Annotated in this window: 14 protein-coding genes and 1 tRNA gene; 2 read left to right on the forward strand and 13 right to left on the reverse strand. The window is 48.2% G+C overall.

What is annotated here, in order from left to right:
- Nucleotides 1-29 precede the first annotated feature (29 nt).
- Both rpsG and rpsL read right to left on the reverse strand, forming a co-directional pair.
- Nucleotides 30-500: a 30S ribosomal protein S7 gene (gene rpsG, locus A1s21148_RS06125; RefSeq protein ID WP_095671540.1), complete on the reverse strand. Its 471-nt coding sequence runs from the start codon at nucleotides 498-500 to the stop codon at nucleotides 30-32.
- Nucleotides 500-880: a 30S ribosomal protein S12 gene (gene rpsL, locus A1s21148_RS06130; protein WP_095526877.1), complete on the reverse strand. Its 381-nt coding sequence runs from the start codon at nucleotides 878-880 to the stop codon at nucleotides 500-502. The genes rpsG and rpsL overlap by 1 nt, the downstream gene beginning before the upstream one ends.
- A gap of 273 nt (nucleotides 881-1,153) precedes the next feature.
- On the opposite strand from rpsL, the gene deoD reads away from it, so the two are divergent.
- A complete protein-coding gene (gene deoD / locus A1s21148_RS06135; protein ID WP_095671541.1) occupies nucleotides 1,154-1,855 on the forward strand; it encodes a purine-nucleoside phosphorylase in 702 nt (233 codons plus the stop codon).
- Here deoD and A1s21148_RS06140 read toward each other — a convergent pair.
- The 10 genes from A1s21148_RS06140 to A1s21148_RS06185 form a co-directional block, all read right to left on the reverse strand.
- Entirely contained in the window at nucleotides 1,852-2,484 is a 633-nt protein-coding gene (locus tag A1s21148_RS06140) for a pyridoxamine 5'-phosphate oxidase family protein (RefSeq protein WP_095671542.1), read from the reverse strand. The two genes, deoD and A1s21148_RS06140, sit on opposite strands and share 4 nt — an antisense overlap.
- Before the next feature lie 62 nt (nucleotides 2,485-2,546).
- Entirely contained in the window at nucleotides 2,547-6,359 is a 3,813-nt protein-coding gene (locus A1s21148_RS06145; protein WP_095671543.1) for a DNA-directed RNA polymerase subunit beta', read from the reverse strand.
- Nucleotides 6,360-6,376: 17 nt separating this feature from the next.
- Nucleotides 6,377-9,829 (reverse strand): DNA-directed RNA polymerase subunit beta, encoded by a 3,453-nt coding sequence (gene rpoB / locus A1s21148_RS06150; RefSeq protein WP_223299379.1) that lies wholly within the window; start codon nucleotides 9,827-9,829, stop codon nucleotides 6,377-6,379.
- 389 nt (nucleotides 9,830-10,218) lie between these two features.
- Nucleotides 10,219-10,605, reverse strand: a complete 387-nt coding sequence (gene rplL, locus A1s21148_RS06155; RefSeq protein ID WP_095671545.1) for a 50S ribosomal protein L7/L12 — start codon at nucleotides 10,603-10,605, stop codon at nucleotides 10,219-10,221.
- Nucleotides 10,606-10,623: 18 nt separating this feature from the next.
- Entirely contained in the window at nucleotides 10,624-11,271 is a 648-nt protein-coding gene (rplJ, locus tag A1s21148_RS06160) for a 50S ribosomal protein L10 (RefSeq protein ID WP_095671546.1), read from the reverse strand.
- Nucleotides 11,272-11,551: 280 nt separating this feature from the next.
- Nucleotides 11,552-12,256 carry a 50S ribosomal protein L1 gene (rplA, locus tag A1s21148_RS06165; RefSeq protein WP_095671547.1) on the reverse strand — a complete coding sequence of 235 codons (705 nt, stop codon included), beginning with the start codon at nucleotides 12,254-12,256 and terminating at the stop codon, nucleotides 11,552-11,554.
- Nucleotides 12,257-12,359: 103 nt separating this feature from the next.
- Nucleotides 12,360-12,788, reverse strand: a complete 429-nt coding sequence (gene rplK / locus A1s21148_RS06170) for a 50S ribosomal protein L11 (protein ID WP_095671548.1) — start codon at nucleotides 12,786-12,788, stop codon at nucleotides 12,360-12,362.
- A gap of 56 nt (nucleotides 12,789-12,844) precedes the next feature.
- Nucleotides 12,845-13,594, reverse strand: a complete 750-nt coding sequence (gene nusG / locus A1s21148_RS06175; protein WP_095671549.1) for a transcription termination/antitermination protein NusG — start codon at nucleotides 13,592-13,594, stop codon at nucleotides 12,845-12,847.
- 8 nt (nucleotides 13,595-13,602) lie between these two features.
- Complete coding sequence (gene secE / locus A1s21148_RS06180) at nucleotides 13,603-13,827, reverse strand: preprotein translocase subunit SecE (protein WP_095671550.1); 225 nt, start codon at nucleotides 13,825-13,827, stop codon at nucleotides 13,603-13,605.
- Nucleotides 13,828-13,913: 86 nt separating this feature from the next.
- A tRNA-Trp gene (locus tag A1s21148_RS06185) sits at nucleotides 13,914-13,987 on the reverse strand.
- 124 nt (nucleotides 13,988-14,111) lie between these two features.
- Between A1s21148_RS06185 and A1s21148_RS06190 the strand changes: the two genes are divergently transcribed.
- Nucleotides 14,112-15,308: a pyridoxal phosphate-dependent aminotransferase gene (locus A1s21148_RS06190; RefSeq protein WP_095671551.1), complete on the forward strand. Its 1,197-nt coding sequence runs from the start codon at nucleotides 14,112-14,114 to the stop codon at nucleotides 15,306-15,308.
- Here A1s21148_RS06190 and A1s21148_RS06195 read toward each other — a convergent pair.
- A complete protein-coding gene (locus A1s21148_RS06195; RefSeq protein ID WP_095671552.1) occupies nucleotides 15,295-16,314 on the reverse strand; it encodes a UDP-N-acetylmuramate dehydrogenase in 1,020 nt (339 codons plus the stop codon). The two genes, A1s21148_RS06190 and A1s21148_RS06195, sit on opposite strands and share 14 nt — an antisense overlap.
- Between the last annotated feature and the right edge of the window lie 5 nt (nucleotides 16,315-16,319).

Consider the following 16,319-nt stretch of genomic DNA (forward strand, 5'->3'; position numbering starts at 1 on the left):
CTCAACTTTTGAATTCTTTAGTTTCTTAATTACCAGCGGTAGTGAGCAAACGCCTTGTTTGCTTCTGCCATTTTGTGGGTATCTTCGCGGCGCTTTACTGCTGCTCCGAGACCGTTTGATGCATCGATTAGTTCGTTCATTAGACGCTCTGCCATTGACTTCTCGCGACGTAGTCGTGAGTAATCGATTAACCAGCGAAGTGCCAAAGTTGTTGAGCGACCAGCTTTTACTTCAACAGGAACCTGGTAAGTAGCTCCACCAACGCGGCGAGAACGTACTTCAACAGCAGGCTTGATGTTGTCGAGAGCGCGCTTCAAAGTGATGATTGGATCAACCTGAGTCTTTGTGCGTGTGCCTTCAAGTGCGTGATAGACAATGCTTTCAGCAGTTGAACGCTTGCCGTGAAGCAATACGCGGTTGATTAGTGCAGTAACAACTGGTGAGTTGTAAACAGGATCTGCAACAACTGGAGACTTTACGACCGGACCTTTACGTGGCATTAGCTAGCCTTCTTCTCTCTCTTAGCACCGTAACGTGAACGTGATTGCTTACGGTTTTTAACACCTTGTGTATCGAGTGATCCACGAATAATTTTGTAACGAACGCCAGGTAGATCTTTTACGCGACCACCACGAACAAGAACAATGGAGTGCTCTTGTAGGTTATGACCTTCACCTGGGATGTATGCAGTAACTTCCATGCCACTTGTTAAACGAACACGTGCCACTTTGCGAAGCGCAGAGTTAGGCTTCTTAGGTGTTGTTGTGTAAACACGTGTACATACACCGCGACGCTGTGGTGAACCTTTTAGCGCAGGTGTATTTGTCTTCGTAGTCTTTTCTGCACGACCACGACGAACTAGTTGTTGAATCGTTGGCACTTCGTCTCCATTTCGGTTACTGCTTTTTTACGCTCGTTGTCCGACCCACGCGGTCGGGTGTGTTGCACCCGATGCGCAGTTGCAACTGATAATTTCTTAACAGGGGCAAGGCAAAAAGCTCTTAAAAGAGCAGACGCGAAGGGTATCGGGGTTCAGGCGTAAAGGTCAAAACGGCCCTTTTACTCTTCTAGGGCTCCCCTGGCCTCAAAAATCCCCAAAATTCGAAGTCGGGCGTGTCTCTTTTCTGGCCTCTTTTGGGGCCATAATCAACCCATGAGCCTTCACATTGGAGCCCAAAAGGGCGAAATTTCCGAGAAAATCCTCCTCCCAGGCGACCCTTTAAGGGCGAAATGGGTGGCCGAGAACTACCTCGATGGGGCCAAGCAGTACAACTCGATCCGAAATATGTTCGGCTATACCGGCACCTACCGCGGTGAGCGGATCTCGGTCCAAGGCACCGGAATGGGCCTTCCTTCTCTATCTATTTACGTAACTGAGCTCTTCAATGAACACGGCGTTGAGTCAGCGATCCGTATCGGCACATGCGGTGCGATCCAAGAGAAGACAAAAGTCGGAGATTTAATTTTGGCGATGACGGCATCGACTGATTCCAATATCAATCGTCGCTTCACAAACGGTTTGGATTTCGCACCGCATGCCGACTTCGGCTTATTGCAAGCAGCACATGAAGCTTCCAAGAAATTTGATCGCGTTCATGTTGGTGGAGTTTCATCGATGGATTATTTCTATGATGAAACCGATGCCAACGAAAAATTAATCAAGCACGGTGTACTAGCTCTTGAAATGGAAGCAAGTCAGTTGTACTCAATCGCTGCACGTAAGGGAAAGAAAGCACTTGCTGTGCTAACTGTTTCCGATCATGTGATCACGCATGAAGCGATGGATGCAGATGCCAGAGAGCGCACTCTCAATGACATGGTGGAAGTTGCACTCGCTGCGCTAAGCGCTAATTAATTAGCGATATGTGAAGGAACAGCAATACCAGCAGCATTTGCTGCGGTAATTGGTGCACCGAGCTTTGTTTCAATCGGAAGTATGCCCGCCCAAATCGGTAGAGCTACATCTTCGTCATCATCTAAAGGATCACCTTCGCGTGACTTTGCCGAGATTTTATTGAGCGAGAGTTCAACGATCATCGTTGCAGCAATCTCTTTACTTACCAAGGGGCGACCGTATTTTGAAAGGCCAGGCACCAACTTTTCGGTAATTCGCTCCAGCGCTAGATCTTTCTCGGACTCTTCAAGTACGCGAGCAACCCCGAAGATCATTACCGATTCGTAGTTCATAGATGAGTTAAATGATGAGCGCGCTACGACAATTGCATTTAGCTGGGTTACCGTCACACATAAGTCAATCCCCTGTGCGATCTGGCGCATCATTCGTGAACCAGTTGATCCATGGAGCAAGATGCGGTCATTGTCGCGGGCAAAGCCCATTGGGATTACAAAAGGCAGTTGGTTATCTTGATCGATAAAGCCCACGTGGGCTACATATTGGTTATCTAACAGGCGATTTATTGCATCGCGATCAAATAGTTCGCGTTCATCGTGACGTGCAACGTGGAATTTTTTGCCATCGCTCATTGTGCGATCTTAAACGAAAAAACCCGCCACTAATAGTGACGGGTTTTTTCGTTTTTTAATTACTAGCGAGGAATCTCGACTTCATCCAAGCGAACTGCTTCGCCTGAACCACCCTGATCGAATGGTGTGAAGTCGTACTCATCGTATGCAGCGTAGACCGCAGCCTTTGCTGCCTCCGTTGGTTCAACGCGGATATTGCGGTAACGAGCAAGGCCGGTACCAGCTGGAATCAACTTACCAATGATGACGTTTTCTTTCAGACCAAGCAATGGATCGCTCTTCTCTGACAACGCAGCATCTGTAAGTACGCGAGTTGTTTCCTGGAATGAAGCCGCTGATAGCCATGACTCAGTTGCAAGTGATGCCTTGGTGATACCCATAAGTTCTGGGCGACCAGAGGCTGCCTTGCCACCTGTTGTGACTACGCGACGGTTTTCGGTTTCAAAGCGACCGCGTTCTACGAGTTCGCCAGGAAGTAGATCCGCATCTCCTGCTTCAAGCACTGTAATGCGCTTAAGCATTTGGCGAACGATTACTTCGATGTGCTTATCGTGAATGCCTACGCCCTGTGAGCGATAAACAGATTGGATTTCGTTAACCAAGTGAACTTGTGTTGCACGTGGTCCGAGAATACGAAGTACCTGCTTTGGATCAATTGCGCCGACGACCATCTTCTGGCCAACTTCAACGCGTGAACCTTCTTCTACAAGTAGCTTCTGGCGACGTGTGATTGGGTAAGCAACTTCTTCGCCACCATCATCTGGTGTTACGACGATCTTCTTACCCTTTGCATCTTCACGGAATGAAACAACGCCGGCGGTCTCTGCGATTGGCGCAACACCCTTAGGTGTACGTGCTTCGAAGAGCTCGACGATACGTGGAAGACCGTGAGTGATGTCATCACCTGCAACGCCACCAGTGTGGAAGGTACGCATTGTTAGCTGTGTACCAGGCTCACCGATTGACTGTGCAGCGATAATTCCGACTGCTTCGCCGACTGCAACAAGTTGACCTGCAGCAAGTGAGCGACCGTAGCAAGCTGCGCACTGTCCGACCTTGCTATCGCAAGTTAGAACTGAGCGGATCTTAACTTCGTCGACACCAGCAGAAACTAGTTCGTCGATGACGCGGTCACCAAGATCTGAGCCAGCCTTAGCGAGAACGGTTCCGTTAACTTCAATGTCATCAGCCAAGGTGCGACCGTAGACAGATGTTTCAACGTGATCGTGCTTTACAAGGTTGCCAGCTTGCTGACGTGTTGCGATTGGAAGTACGAGACCACGATCGGTTCCGCAATCTTCTTCGCGAATGATTACATCTTGTGCAACGTCGCAGAGACGACGAGTCAAGTAACCAGAGTCAGCGGTACGAAGCGCTGTATCTGCAAGACCCTTACGTGCACCGTGCGTTGAAATGAAGTACTCGAGTACTGAGAGACCTTCACGGAAGTTAGCCTTAATTGGGCGAGGAATAATTTCACCCTTTGGGTTAGCTACAAGTCCACGCATACCTGCGATCTGACGGATCTGCATCATATTTCCGCGAGCACCTGAGTAGACCATCATCCAAACTGGGTTGACGCGAGGGAAGTTTTCTTCCATCTCTTTACCAACTTCAGCGGTTGCCTTGGTCCAAATTTCGATGAGCTCTTGGCGACGCTCGTCATCTGTGATGAGACCCTTTTCGTATTGTGATTGAACCTTGTCAGCCTGTGTTTCGTAGCTTTCGAGGATCTCTTTCTTACGAGGAGGTGTAACAACATCTTCGATACCGATTGTTGCACCGGCGCGAGTTGCCCAATGGAATCCAAGTGACTTCAGCGCATCAAGAGTTTGAGCAACTGTGACCTTTGGATAGAACTCAGCCAACTTATCGACGATTGCACCAAGTTGCTTCTTAGTGACATCAAGATCGACGTATGGGTAATCAGCAGGCAGTGCTTCATTAAAGAGTGCGCGACCAATTGTTGTTTCAATTGTTTCGCCAGTCTTTGTGAGGCGGATCTTAATCTTTGCCTGCAATGAAACTGAATGCTGATCATGAGCCATGATCGCTTCAGCAACAGAACCGAATGCGCGGCCTTCGCCGAGTTCGCCTTCGCGTTCCATGGTGAGGTAGTACAAACCAAGAACCATGTCCTGTGTAGGAGATGTAATTGGTCGACCGTTAGCAGGAGACAAGATGTTGTTTGAAGACAACATCAAGATACGAGCTTCTGCTTGCGCTTCAGCAGATAGTGGCAAGTGCACAGCCATCTGGTCACCGTCGAAGTCAGCGTTAAATGCTGTACATACGAGTGGGTGGATCTGAATTGCTTTACCTTCAACCAGTTGTGGTTCGAAAGCTTGGATACCTAGACGGTGAAGAGTAGGAGCACGGTTTAGGAGCACAGGGTGTTCTGCAATTACTTCTTCAAGAACATCCCAAACAACTGGACGTGCGCGCTCAACCATACGCTTTGCAGATTTAATATTCTGCGCGTGGTTGAGATCTACTAGACGCTTCATTACGAATGGTTTGAAGAGTTCTAGCGCCATCTGCTTTGGCAGACCGCACTGGTGCAACTTCAACTGTGGACCAACAACGATTACTGAACGACCTGAGTAATCAACGCGCTTTCCGAGCAAGTTCTGACGGAAACGACCTTGCTTACCCTTGAGCATGTCAGATAGTGACTTAAGCGCACGGTTGCCGGGACCAGTTACTGGACGACCACGACGACCGTTGTCGAACAAAGCATCAACTGCTTCTTGCAACATACGCTTTTCGTTGTTGACGATAATTTCAGGAGCACCGAGATCAGCAAGACGCTTCAAACGGTTGTTGCGGTTGATAACGCGGCGATAGAGATCGTTTAGATCTGAAGTCGCAAAGCGTCCACCGTCGAGCTGCACCATTGGGCGTAGATCTGGCGGGATAACCGGAACGCAATCGAGCACCATTGATGCTGGGTGATTGCTTGTTGTCATAAATGCATTTACGACCTTAAGACGCTTGATAGCGCGAGTCTTCTTTGCGCCCTTTCCATTTTCAGAAAGGTCGGTGAGGATCGCGTATTCAGCTTCGAGATCAAAAGTTTCTAGGCGCTTCTTAATTGCAGCAGCTCCCATGTCACCCTTGAAGTAGATTCCGTAACGATCGCGCATTTCGCGGTAGAGGTTCTCGTCGCCTTCTAGATCTTGAACCTTGAGGTTCTTAAAGCGAGCCCAAACATCTTCCAAGCGAGTTATTTCGCGTTCAGCGCGATCACGAAGTGCCTTGAGCTCACGCTCTGCAGATTCGCGAACCTTGCGCTTTACATCTGACTTTGCATCTTCTGCTTCGAGTTCAGCAAGATCAGATTCGAGCTTCTTCTGGCGAGCATCGAGATCATTGTCGCGACGTGTTTCGATCTTCTTACGATCGTTAGCCAGCTTCTTCTCGAGCTGTGGCATATCTTCTTCGCGGCCTTCTGCATCAACTTCTGTGATCATGTATGCAGCAAAGTAAATAACCTTTTCAAGATCCTTTGGAGCAAGATCAAGTAGGTATCCAAGACGTGAAGGCACGCCCTTGAAGTACCAGATGTGGGTTACAGGAGCGGCAAGCTCGATGTGTCCCATACGTTCGCGACGAACCTTGGCACGTGTTACTTCAACACCGCAACGCTCGCAGATGATTCCCTTAAATCGAACGCGCTTGTACTTACCGCAATAACATTCCCAGTCACGAGTTGGTCCGAAAATCTTCTCGTCGAAGAGTCCGTCCTTCTCTGGCTTGAGTGTGCGGTAGTTGATTGTCTCTGGCTTCTTTACTTCGCCAAATGACCAATCACGAATGTTCTGAGCCGATGCGAGACCGATTCTTAATTCATCAAAGAAGTTGACATCTAACATAGTTATTTATCCCTCTCTCAAACTTCTTCTACAGAGCTTGGCTCAACTCGTGACAAGTTGATACCTAACTCTTCGGCGGCACGGAAAATTTCTTCGTCGTTATCGCGCATTTCAATTGCGACACCTTCTGAAGAGAGAACTTCGACATTCAAGCAGAGTGATTGCATTTCCTTGATAAGTACCTTGAATGACTCAGGGATACCTGGCTCAGGGATGTTCTCGCCCTTAACGATCGCTTCGTAAACCTTTACGCGTCCGAGAACGTCGTCAGATTTAATTGTGAGGAGTTCTTGGAGTGTGTAAGCAGCTCCGTAGGCTTCAAGTGCCCAAACTTCCATTTCACCAAATCGCTGACCACCGAATTGAGCCTTACCACCGAGTGGTTGCTGCGTGATCATTGAGTATGGACCAGTTGAACGTGCGTGGATCTTGTCATCAACCAAGTGGTGGAGTTTCAAGATGTACATGTATCCAACTGAAATTGGTGTTGGGTATGGCTCACCGGAACGGCCATCAAATAACTTAGCCTTTCCGCTCTTGCCGATTAGTTGAACACCATCGCGGTTTGAAAGAGTGCTTGATAGCAAACCTGAGATTTCATCTTCAAGTGCACCGTCGAAGACAGGTGTTGCGAACTTAGTTCCAGGAGTTCCCTTTTCTGCACCGATTGCGCGCATGTGCTTCTGCCACGCTTCATCGACGCCAGAGAGATCCCAACCAGTTTTTGCAACCCAGCCGAGGTGCATTTCAAGAACCTGACCGACGTTCATACGACCTGGAACACCGAGCGGGTTAAGAACTACATCTACAGGAGTTCCATCTTCAAGGAATGGCATATCTTCAACTGGAAGAATCTTGGAGATAACACCCTTGTTACCGTGGCGACCAGCAAGCTTGTCACCATCTTGAATCTTGCGCTTCTGTGCAACGTAGACGCGAACCAATTGGTTAACGCCAGCTGCAAGCTCGAAGCCTTCTTCTGATTCGAAGATCTTTACGCCGATAACTTTTCCTGATTCTCCGTGTGGAACCTTAAGAGATGTATCGCGAACTTCGCGAGCCTTTTCTCCGAAGATTGCACGAAGCAAACGCTCTTCAGGTGTTAATTCAGTTTCGCCCTTTGGAGTTACTTTTCCAACCAAAATATCGCCAGGGACGACATCTGCGCCGACGCGAATGATTCCGCGCTCGTCGAGGTCTGCAAGTACTTCTTCAGAAACGTTAGGGATATCGCGAGTGATTTCTTCGGCACCTAGCTTGGTGTCGCGAGCATCGACTTCGTATTCCTCAATGTGGATTGATGTAAGAACATCATCTTGAACGAGACGCTGCGAAAGGATGATCGCATCTTCGTAGTTGTGGCCTTCCCATGACATAAATGCCACGAGCAAGTTCTTACCGAGAGCCATTTCACCGTTTTCGGTACATGGACCATCTGCAATTACTGAGCCAACTTCAAGCTTCTGACCTTCAGAGACAACAACCTTCTGGTTGTATGAAGTTCCTTGGTTAGAGCGTGAGAACTTAGATAGTGAGTATGTCTGGTAAGTACCGTCATCGCCCATGACCTTTACTTCATCGGCAGATACTTCAGTAACAACACCTGAATGAGTTGCTGTAACAACATCACCGGCATCTACTGCAGCGCGGAATTCCATGCCAGTACCGATAAGTGGCGCTTCTGCGCGCATCAAAGGAACTGACTGACGCATCATGTTTGAGCCCATCAACGCGCGGTTAGCATCGTCGTGCTCAAGGAACGGAATCATTGCTGTTGCAACAGAAACCATCTGACGTGGTGAAACGTCCATGTAATCAACTTCATCACCGATGATGTATTCAACTTCGCCACCACGACGACGTACGAGTACGCGCGCTTCAGCAAAGTGGTTGTCATCTGTAAGTGGTGCGTTTGCCTGCGCGATGATGTGTTCATCTTCTTCATCTGCAGTTAGGTAATCAACCTGATCTGTAACGCGACCCTTTACGACCTTGCGGTAAGGAGTTTCGATAAATCCGAAAGCTGTTACGCGACCGTAAGTTGCAAGCGAACCGATAAGACCAATGTTTGGTCCTTCAGGAGTTTCGATTGGGCACATACGTCCGTAGTGAGATGGGTGAACGTCGCGAACTTCGAAGCCTGCGCGGTCACGAGATAAACCACCAGGTCCGAGCGCTGAAAGACGACGCTTGTGTGTAAGACCTGAAAGTGGGTTTGTCTGATCCATGAACTGTGACAATTGAGATGTTCCGAAGAACTCCTTGATCGATGCAACAACCGGACGGATGTTGATCAGAGTCTGTGGAGTAATTGCTTCTACATCTTGAGTTGTCATACGTTCGCGAACTACACGTTCCATACGAGATAGACCGATGCGAACTTGGTTCTGAATTAGCTCACCAACTGTGCGAAGACGACGGTTACCGAAGTGATCGATATCGTCCTTTTCTACGCGAACTTCGCGGCCGTAATCCATTGTTAGATCGCCGCGGTGTAGCGCTACGAGGTAGCGAAGCGTTGCAACGATGTCAGAGATTGTAAGAATGCTCTGTGAAAGTTCTTGATCAAGACCGAGCTTCTTATTTACCTTAAAGCGACCGACCTTGGCCAGGTCATAGCGCTTTACATTGAAATAGAGGTTCTCGATAAGGTTTTGAGCAGCTTCCTTAGTTGGTGGCTCGCCCGGACGAAGCTTGCGGTAGATATCTAGCAGCGCTTCATCTTGTGTCTTGACTGTATCTTTTTCAAGAGTTGCACGCATTGATTCGAAGTCACCAAACTCTTCAAGAATTTGTTCTTCAGTCCAACCGAGCGCTTTCAAGAAGACAGTTACAGATTGCTTACGCTTGCGGTCGATGCGAACACCGACGAGATCTTTCTTATCAACTTCGAATTCAAGCCAAGCGCCGCGGCTTGGGATGATCTTTGAAGTGAATACATCTTTATCTGATGTCTTTTCGATTGTGCGTTCGAAGTAAACACCTGGTGAACGTACGAGCTGTGAAACAACAACGCGCTCGGTTCCGTTAATTACAAATGTTCCGCGCTTTGTCATTACAGGGAAGTCACCCATGAAGACAGTCTGTGACTTAATTTCACCGGTTTCATTGTTGGTGAATTCAGCAGTCACGAATAGTGGCTGCGAGTAAGTCATATCGCGTTCTTTGCAATCTTCGATTGAATACTTAGGTGGCTCGAAGCGGTGATCGCGGAATGAGAGCGACATAGTGCCCTGGAAATCTTCGATCGGTGAAATTTCTTCGAAGATTTCTTCTAAACCTGATTTTGATGGAAGTTCTCCACGATTTGTATTTGTTGATTGCGCAAGACGTGAACGCCACAAGTCGTTGCCCAATAGCCAGTCAACGCTCTCAACTTGGAGCGCTAATAGGTTTGGAACTTCTAGGGGTTCGCGGATCTTGGCGAATGAAATACGTTGCGGAGCTACAGAATTCTTTTTCGCGGCCAAGAGATGTCCTTCCAGACAATGTTCACTTACAACATTATTTTTTTAACAATGTCGATTCACAAAGTGCGAGAACGCACAACTATTAGGTCTCAGCCGCTATATGCCCTGACCATAGAAGATTTATGCGAAGGGCAAGAGTAACGCTCACCCCCTCAGCCTGTCCAACCGGCCTCTTATACCCCCAAACCCTCCCCTTTGTCAGGCGATTGTGGAAAGAAAATCCCTCGACTGGGCCGGGGACTTGCTCGTTAAAGTCCCCTTTTCCCCATTCGAGGGATTTCCTAAATTGAGCGAAAAATATTCAGAGAAAGAGAAAACCCCCTTGGTTGGAGCGAAGGGACTTTAACGAGCAAGTCCCAAGCCCGACCAAGGGGGTTTCCCCCAACTGATTATTTGAGTGTGACCTTTGCGCCAGCTGCTTCGAGAGCTGCCTTTGCCTTCTCTGCTGTCTCCTTGTTTGCCTTCTCAAGAAGTGTTGCTGGAGTTGCATCAACTAGGTCCTTTGCCTCCTTCAAGCCAAGGCTTGAATTGAGGTTACGAACTTCCTTGATCACTGCAATCTTCTGTGAGCCTGCATCTTCGAGGATAACTGTGAATTCATCTTGACCAGCATCTGCTGCGCCACCTGCTGCTGCGCCGCCTGCTGCTGCTGCTGCAACTGGTGCTGCTGCTGTTACATCGAATTCAGTTTCGAATGCCTTAACGAACTCTGAAAGTTCGACAAGTGTCATTTCCTTGAACTGAGCCATTAGATCTGTTGATGAGAGCTTTGCCATTTTATATTTTCCTTTTCTTTATTCCGCTGGAGTTTCTGCTGCATCTGCTGCTTCAGGAGCAACTTCAGCGACAACTTCTTCTGTTACTTCTGCAACTGCTTCAGCAGCTGGTGCTGCTTCTTCAACCGCTGGAGCCTCTGCAACTGCTGGAGCTGCTTCCGCTACTGGCGCAGATGCCGGAGCACCTGCCTCAAGTTTGATACGAAGTGCATCGAAGATACGCGCTGCCTTAGCAAGCGATCCCTTCATTGCACCAGCAAGCTTTGCCAAGAGAACCTCACGGGACTCAAGATCAGCAAGCTGCATGATTTCTGCAGTTGTAACGAACTTGCCTTCGTAGATTCCACCCTTAACAACAAGTAGTGGGTTCTCCTTCTGGAAGTTCTTTAGATTACGAGCTGCATCAATTGGATCTCCCTTGATGAAAGCAAGTGCTGAAGGACCAACGAGTAGATCATCAGAGATGTCTACGCCGGCGTTCTTAGCTGCAATCTTTGTAAGGGTGTTCTTAACGACGCTGTACTTGGTATCTGAACCAAGGCTGCGACGCAATTCCTTCATCGAAGTCACGGTTAGACCGCGGTATTCGGTTAGGTAGGTTGCATTAGCTGACTTGAAATCTTCAGTCAGTTCAGCAACTGCTGCTTCTTTTACTGGGCGAGCCATTCGGTTCACCTTTCCTTTTACATTACGACTTTGGTCAATAAAAGAAAAAATCCGTGACGCGTAAATGCGCACGGATTAATGTGAACACCTACGCGGGCTGAGATTCCTCAATTATCTGGTTCTTAAGAACCAGACCTGCGGTCTTTGGTTATGGCAGAACTTTAAGGGTTTGCGTAAAGCGGGGTCAAATCCGAGCGTAAAAAATCCGGCTACCGGTGGAGCGAAGGGACTTTAACGAGCAAGTCCCAAGCCCGCCGGGGCCGGATTTTTCCTAAAGAGATTAGTTAGCTGATGGTTCGCGAACTAGGTTTGGATCTACTTGGATTCCAGGTCCCATAGTTGTTGAAACAACTGCCTTCGCAATGTAGCGACCCTTTGATGAGTTTGGCTTAGCGCGGTGAACTTCATCGAGAGCTGCTGCATAGTTATCTGCAAGCTGTGCTGCAGTAAATGATGACTTACCGATGATGAAGTGAAGGTTTGAGTTCTTATCGATACGGAATTCAATCTTTCCGCCCTTGATGTCGTTAACTGCCTTTGTTACATCGGTTGTAACTGTTCCCGTCTTTGGGTTAGGCATAAGTCCACGTGTTCCAAGAACTTTACCGAGACGACCGACCTTACCCATCAAATCTGGTGTTGCAACAACTGCATCGAAGTCCAAGCGACCCTTTGAAACTTCTTCAATGAGTTCATCGCCACCGACGATATCTGCACCGGCTGCGCGAGCTTCGTCAGCGCGCTCTCCGTTTGCGAATACAAGAACGCGAGCAGTCTTTCCTGTGCCGTGTGGCAAGTTAACTGTTCCGCGAATAGCTTGATCGGCCTTCTTTGGATCTACGCCAAGAACGAGTGCAACTTCAACAGTTGAGTCGTACTTGGTAGTTGTTGTCTCTTTGGCAAGTGTTACTGCCTCAAGCGGTGTGTAAAGGTGGTCTTTCTTAACCTTCTCTGCTGCCGCTGTATATTTCTTTGAGCGCTTCATTTCTTCCTCATTCCTAAGTCTTTCGACTTAGCTAGTGGTTGTGGTTAACGAACCAGCGAGGTTCTCCCACATCTACTTCTCACGGTGAGAAGTAGAAATTTAGTTATCCGACAGTGATACCCATTGAGCGAGCAGTACCGGCGATGATCTTGCTTGCTGCATCAATGTCATTTGCATTGAGGTCAGCCATCTTTACCTTTGCGATCTCCTGAACCTGAGCCATGGTGATATTTGCAACCTTGGTCTTGTGTGGAACTGGTGATCCCTTTTCAACTCCGGCAGCCTTCAAGATAAGACGTGATGCTGGTGGAGTCTTAGTGATAAATGTAAATGAGCGATCTTCGTAGACAGTGATCTCTACCGGAATGATCTGACCCTTTTGAGATTCAGTGGCAGCGTTGTAAGCCTTCACGAACTCCATGATGTTGACACCATGCTGACCAAGGGCAGGACCTACTGGTGGTGCAGGTGTTGCTGCGCCAGCTTGGATCTGCAACTTGATGAATCCGGTTGCCTTCTTCTTTGGTGCCATTTTTTATTCCTTTTCTAGTTTTCCGGTAATTAAATCTTGGTCTCTTTGGATCTTCGTTAAATCTTCTGTACTTGTGCGAATGAAAGTTCTACTGGTGTTTCGCGTCCGAAGATTGAAACAAGAACCTTGAGTTTTGCTTGCTCAGGCATGATCTCGGAGATTGATGCTGGAAGCGTTGCAAATGGGCCATCCATAACGGTGACTGATTCGCCAACTTCGAAATCAACGACGCGGATATCGGCCTTGTCAGATTTCTTAACAGGGCGTGGAGCAAGAATCTTTTCTACATCATCCATGCTTAGTGGACTTGGGTGATGTGCGTTTCCGACGAAGCCTGTAACGCCTGGTGTATTGCGAACTGCAGACCAAGACTCGTCAGTTAGCTCCATGCGGACAAGAACATAGCCTGGGTAGATATTGCGCTTAACCTGCTTGCGCTGGCCGTTCTTGATTTCCATAACTTCTTCTTCAGGAACTTCGATCTGGAAGATGAAGTCTTCCATGTGAAGTGAAACTTTGCGGTTGTTGAGGTTATCGCGAACCTTCTTCTCATAACCTGCGTAAGAGTGGATTACGTACCAGTCGCCGATCGCTGCGCGAAGGGTGCGACGGAATTCTGCATTTGGATCGTTCTCATCTGATTCGAGATCGCCATCTTCATCGCTGGCGAGCGCAAGATCATCAACAGGTGCGTCGGTGAGAACTACTTCCTCAACGATTTCTGGTGTAGCAACCTCAGCAACGATCTCGTCGGCATTAGCCGCAAGCGCTGCTTCGAAAGCATCAGGTGTCTGGTTCTCGGTCATTGTGTTCCTTACCCAAATACCCAGAAGACAAGCTTGGTGATTACCAAGTCAAAGATAGAAACGACTGCGATGATGAAGGTTACGAATACCAAAACAACGGCTGTGTATGTGCTCAGTTGCTTACGTGTTGGCCAAACTACCTTGGTAAGTTCGGAAACGACTTGGCGATAGAAAAGGCCAACGCGCGCAAATAGACCGAGCTTCTCGGCAACTTGTTCTGTTGACTCTGTCATCGTCGTTCCTTTCAATCGGTAAAGCAATCGGTTAAGTACTTCGTAAAACTTTTACATCTTTATTACTAATCTTTTACAACTTCTTGCAGGGCAGGAGGGACTCGAACCCCCAACCGGCCGCTTTGGAGACGGCAACTCTAGCCAATTGAGCTACTGCCCTTCGCGAGGGCATGACAAAACCCTAGGGAATTGCAAATCCTCGTGAGCGTCGAAGTGTAGAGGGTCAAAGGGGGGTAGGTAAAACTCGCGCTCAATTCTGCCCGCGCATAGGGCAGACTTCGCCTATGAGCAGAGTTTCCGCACGTATTGCCGCAATCGCAGAATCAGCCACTTTGGCGGTAGATGCAAAGGCCAAAGCGCTAAAGGCAGCAGGCCGTCCAGTTATTGGTTTCGGAGCAGGTGAACCTGATTTTCCAACGCCTGATTACATCGTTGAAGCAGCCGCTGCTGCAACGCGCGTTGTTGCAAATCATCGCTACACACCTGCTGCTGGTCTTCCGGAACTTCGCGAAGCAATTGTCACAAAGACAAAGCGCGATTCAAATTATGAAATTACCGCTGATCAAGTACTTGTAACTAATGGTGGAAAGCAAGCGGTCTACCAAGCATTTGCATCGATTATCGATCCAGGCGATGAAGTTCTTCTTCCATCACCATTTTGGACAACCTATCCAGAGTGCGTGCAACTTGCTGGTGGAAAGACTGTCGAAATCTTTGCCGATGAAACACAGAATTATTTAGTAACTGTTGAACAATTAGAAGCAGCCCGCACACCAAAGACCAAGGCTCTCCTGTTCTGTTCTCCATCTAACCCAACCGGTTCGGTTTACTCTGTCGAGCAGGTAAAGGCGATCGGCGAATGGGCAGTCAAAAACAACATCTGGATCATTGCAGATGAGATTTACGAACACCTTTTATATGACGGTGCAACAGCGCCATCTCTTCCGGTTCTGGTTCCAGCACTTGCCGATACTTGTATCATCATCAACGGTGTTGCTAAGACTTACGCGATGACTGGTTGGCGTGTGGGCTGGATGATCGGGCCAAAGGATGTAATCAAGGCGGCAACTAACTTGCAGTCACATCTAACTTCAAATGTTTCTAACGTTTCACAGCGCGCCGCGATTGCAGCTCTCACCGGAGATTTATCTGCTGTTCATAAGATGGGCGAGGCATTTAACCGTCGACGCAAGTTAATTGTTGGACTTCTCAATGAGATTCCAGGATTTGTCTGCCCAACACCAACAGGTGCTTTCTATGTTTATCCATCGGTTAAGGGCGTACTCGGAACAACTATCCGCGGTAAAACTCCAAAAACTTCTGCAGAACTTGCAACGCTTATCTTGGAAGAAGTTGAAGTTGCCGCTGTTCCAGGTGAAGCCTTTGGTCCATCTGGTTACTTGCGTTTCTCATATGCAACTAGCGATGAAGATATCGTCGAAGGTATCGGCCGCATCAAGAAGTTAATTACTGAAGGTTAAGCCCGATCAGATTTACTTCAGGCTCTAAGGTGATTCCGAACTTATCCTGAACATGCTGCTGAGCGCTCTTTGCAAGGGATGCAATATCTTGCGCGGTTGCATTCGCTGCATTTGTTAGTGCAAGGACGTGTTTAGTTGATACTCGCGCTCCCCCAAAAGCATCTCCTTTTTTAATTCCAGAGTTTTCAATGAGCCAAGCAGCGCTAGTTTTAATCCGTCCATCTGCTTGCGGCCAACGAGGAGCGCCTTCTGGCAAAGTTGCCGCAACTTCGGCGGAAACGATTGGGTTTGTAAAGAAAGAACCAGCTGACCAAGAATCGCGATCGCTTGGGTTTAACAACATGCCTTTTGCTGCACGAAGTTCAAGGACTGCCTTACGCGTTGCGGCTACCGGAGCTTTTTCGCCAACTGCGATCTCTAATTTAGTGGCGAGTTCTGCATAAGTAATTGGTGTTGTTTCAACACCGATTCGAAGTTGGAATTGCACCTCGATTACAACGTAGCGACCCGGATGAGATTTAAAGTAAGAATTGCGATAGGAAAATTCGCATTCTTGGTTTGTAAAAGTCTTAATCGCCTTTGCTTGGCGATCGTAAGTGCGTACCTGTGTAATGAATTCACTTACTTCATGGCCATAGGCGCCGATATTTTGAATCGGAGCAGCGCCAACTGTTCCTGGAATTCCACTAAGAGTTTCCAGTCCTGCGAAACCTCTTTCAATACCGATTTGAACGAATTTATCCCAGTTCTCACCGGCTCCGATTGCCAGCGTTGCACCGCTACATGCATCGACCTCTGACTTCAGCGCGTGATTAGTAATTCGAATTACTGTTCCGTCAAAACCGCTATCGGCAACCAAGATATTGGTACCGCCGCCGATGATTAAGACTGGGGTATCTCCTGCAGCTTCGATCGCCGCGATAATTTCAGATTCATTGTGGGCATCGACAAAGTTCTTTGCGGGGCCGCCTACGCGCAAGCTGGTGTAATTACGGAGTTCGGCCATTGAGT

Source organism: Candidatus Planktophila lacus (assembly GCF_002287925.1).
In the GTDB taxonomy this organism is placed as follows: Bacteria; Actinomycetota; Actinomycetes; order Nanopelagicales; family Nanopelagicaceae; genus Planktophila; species Planktophila lacus.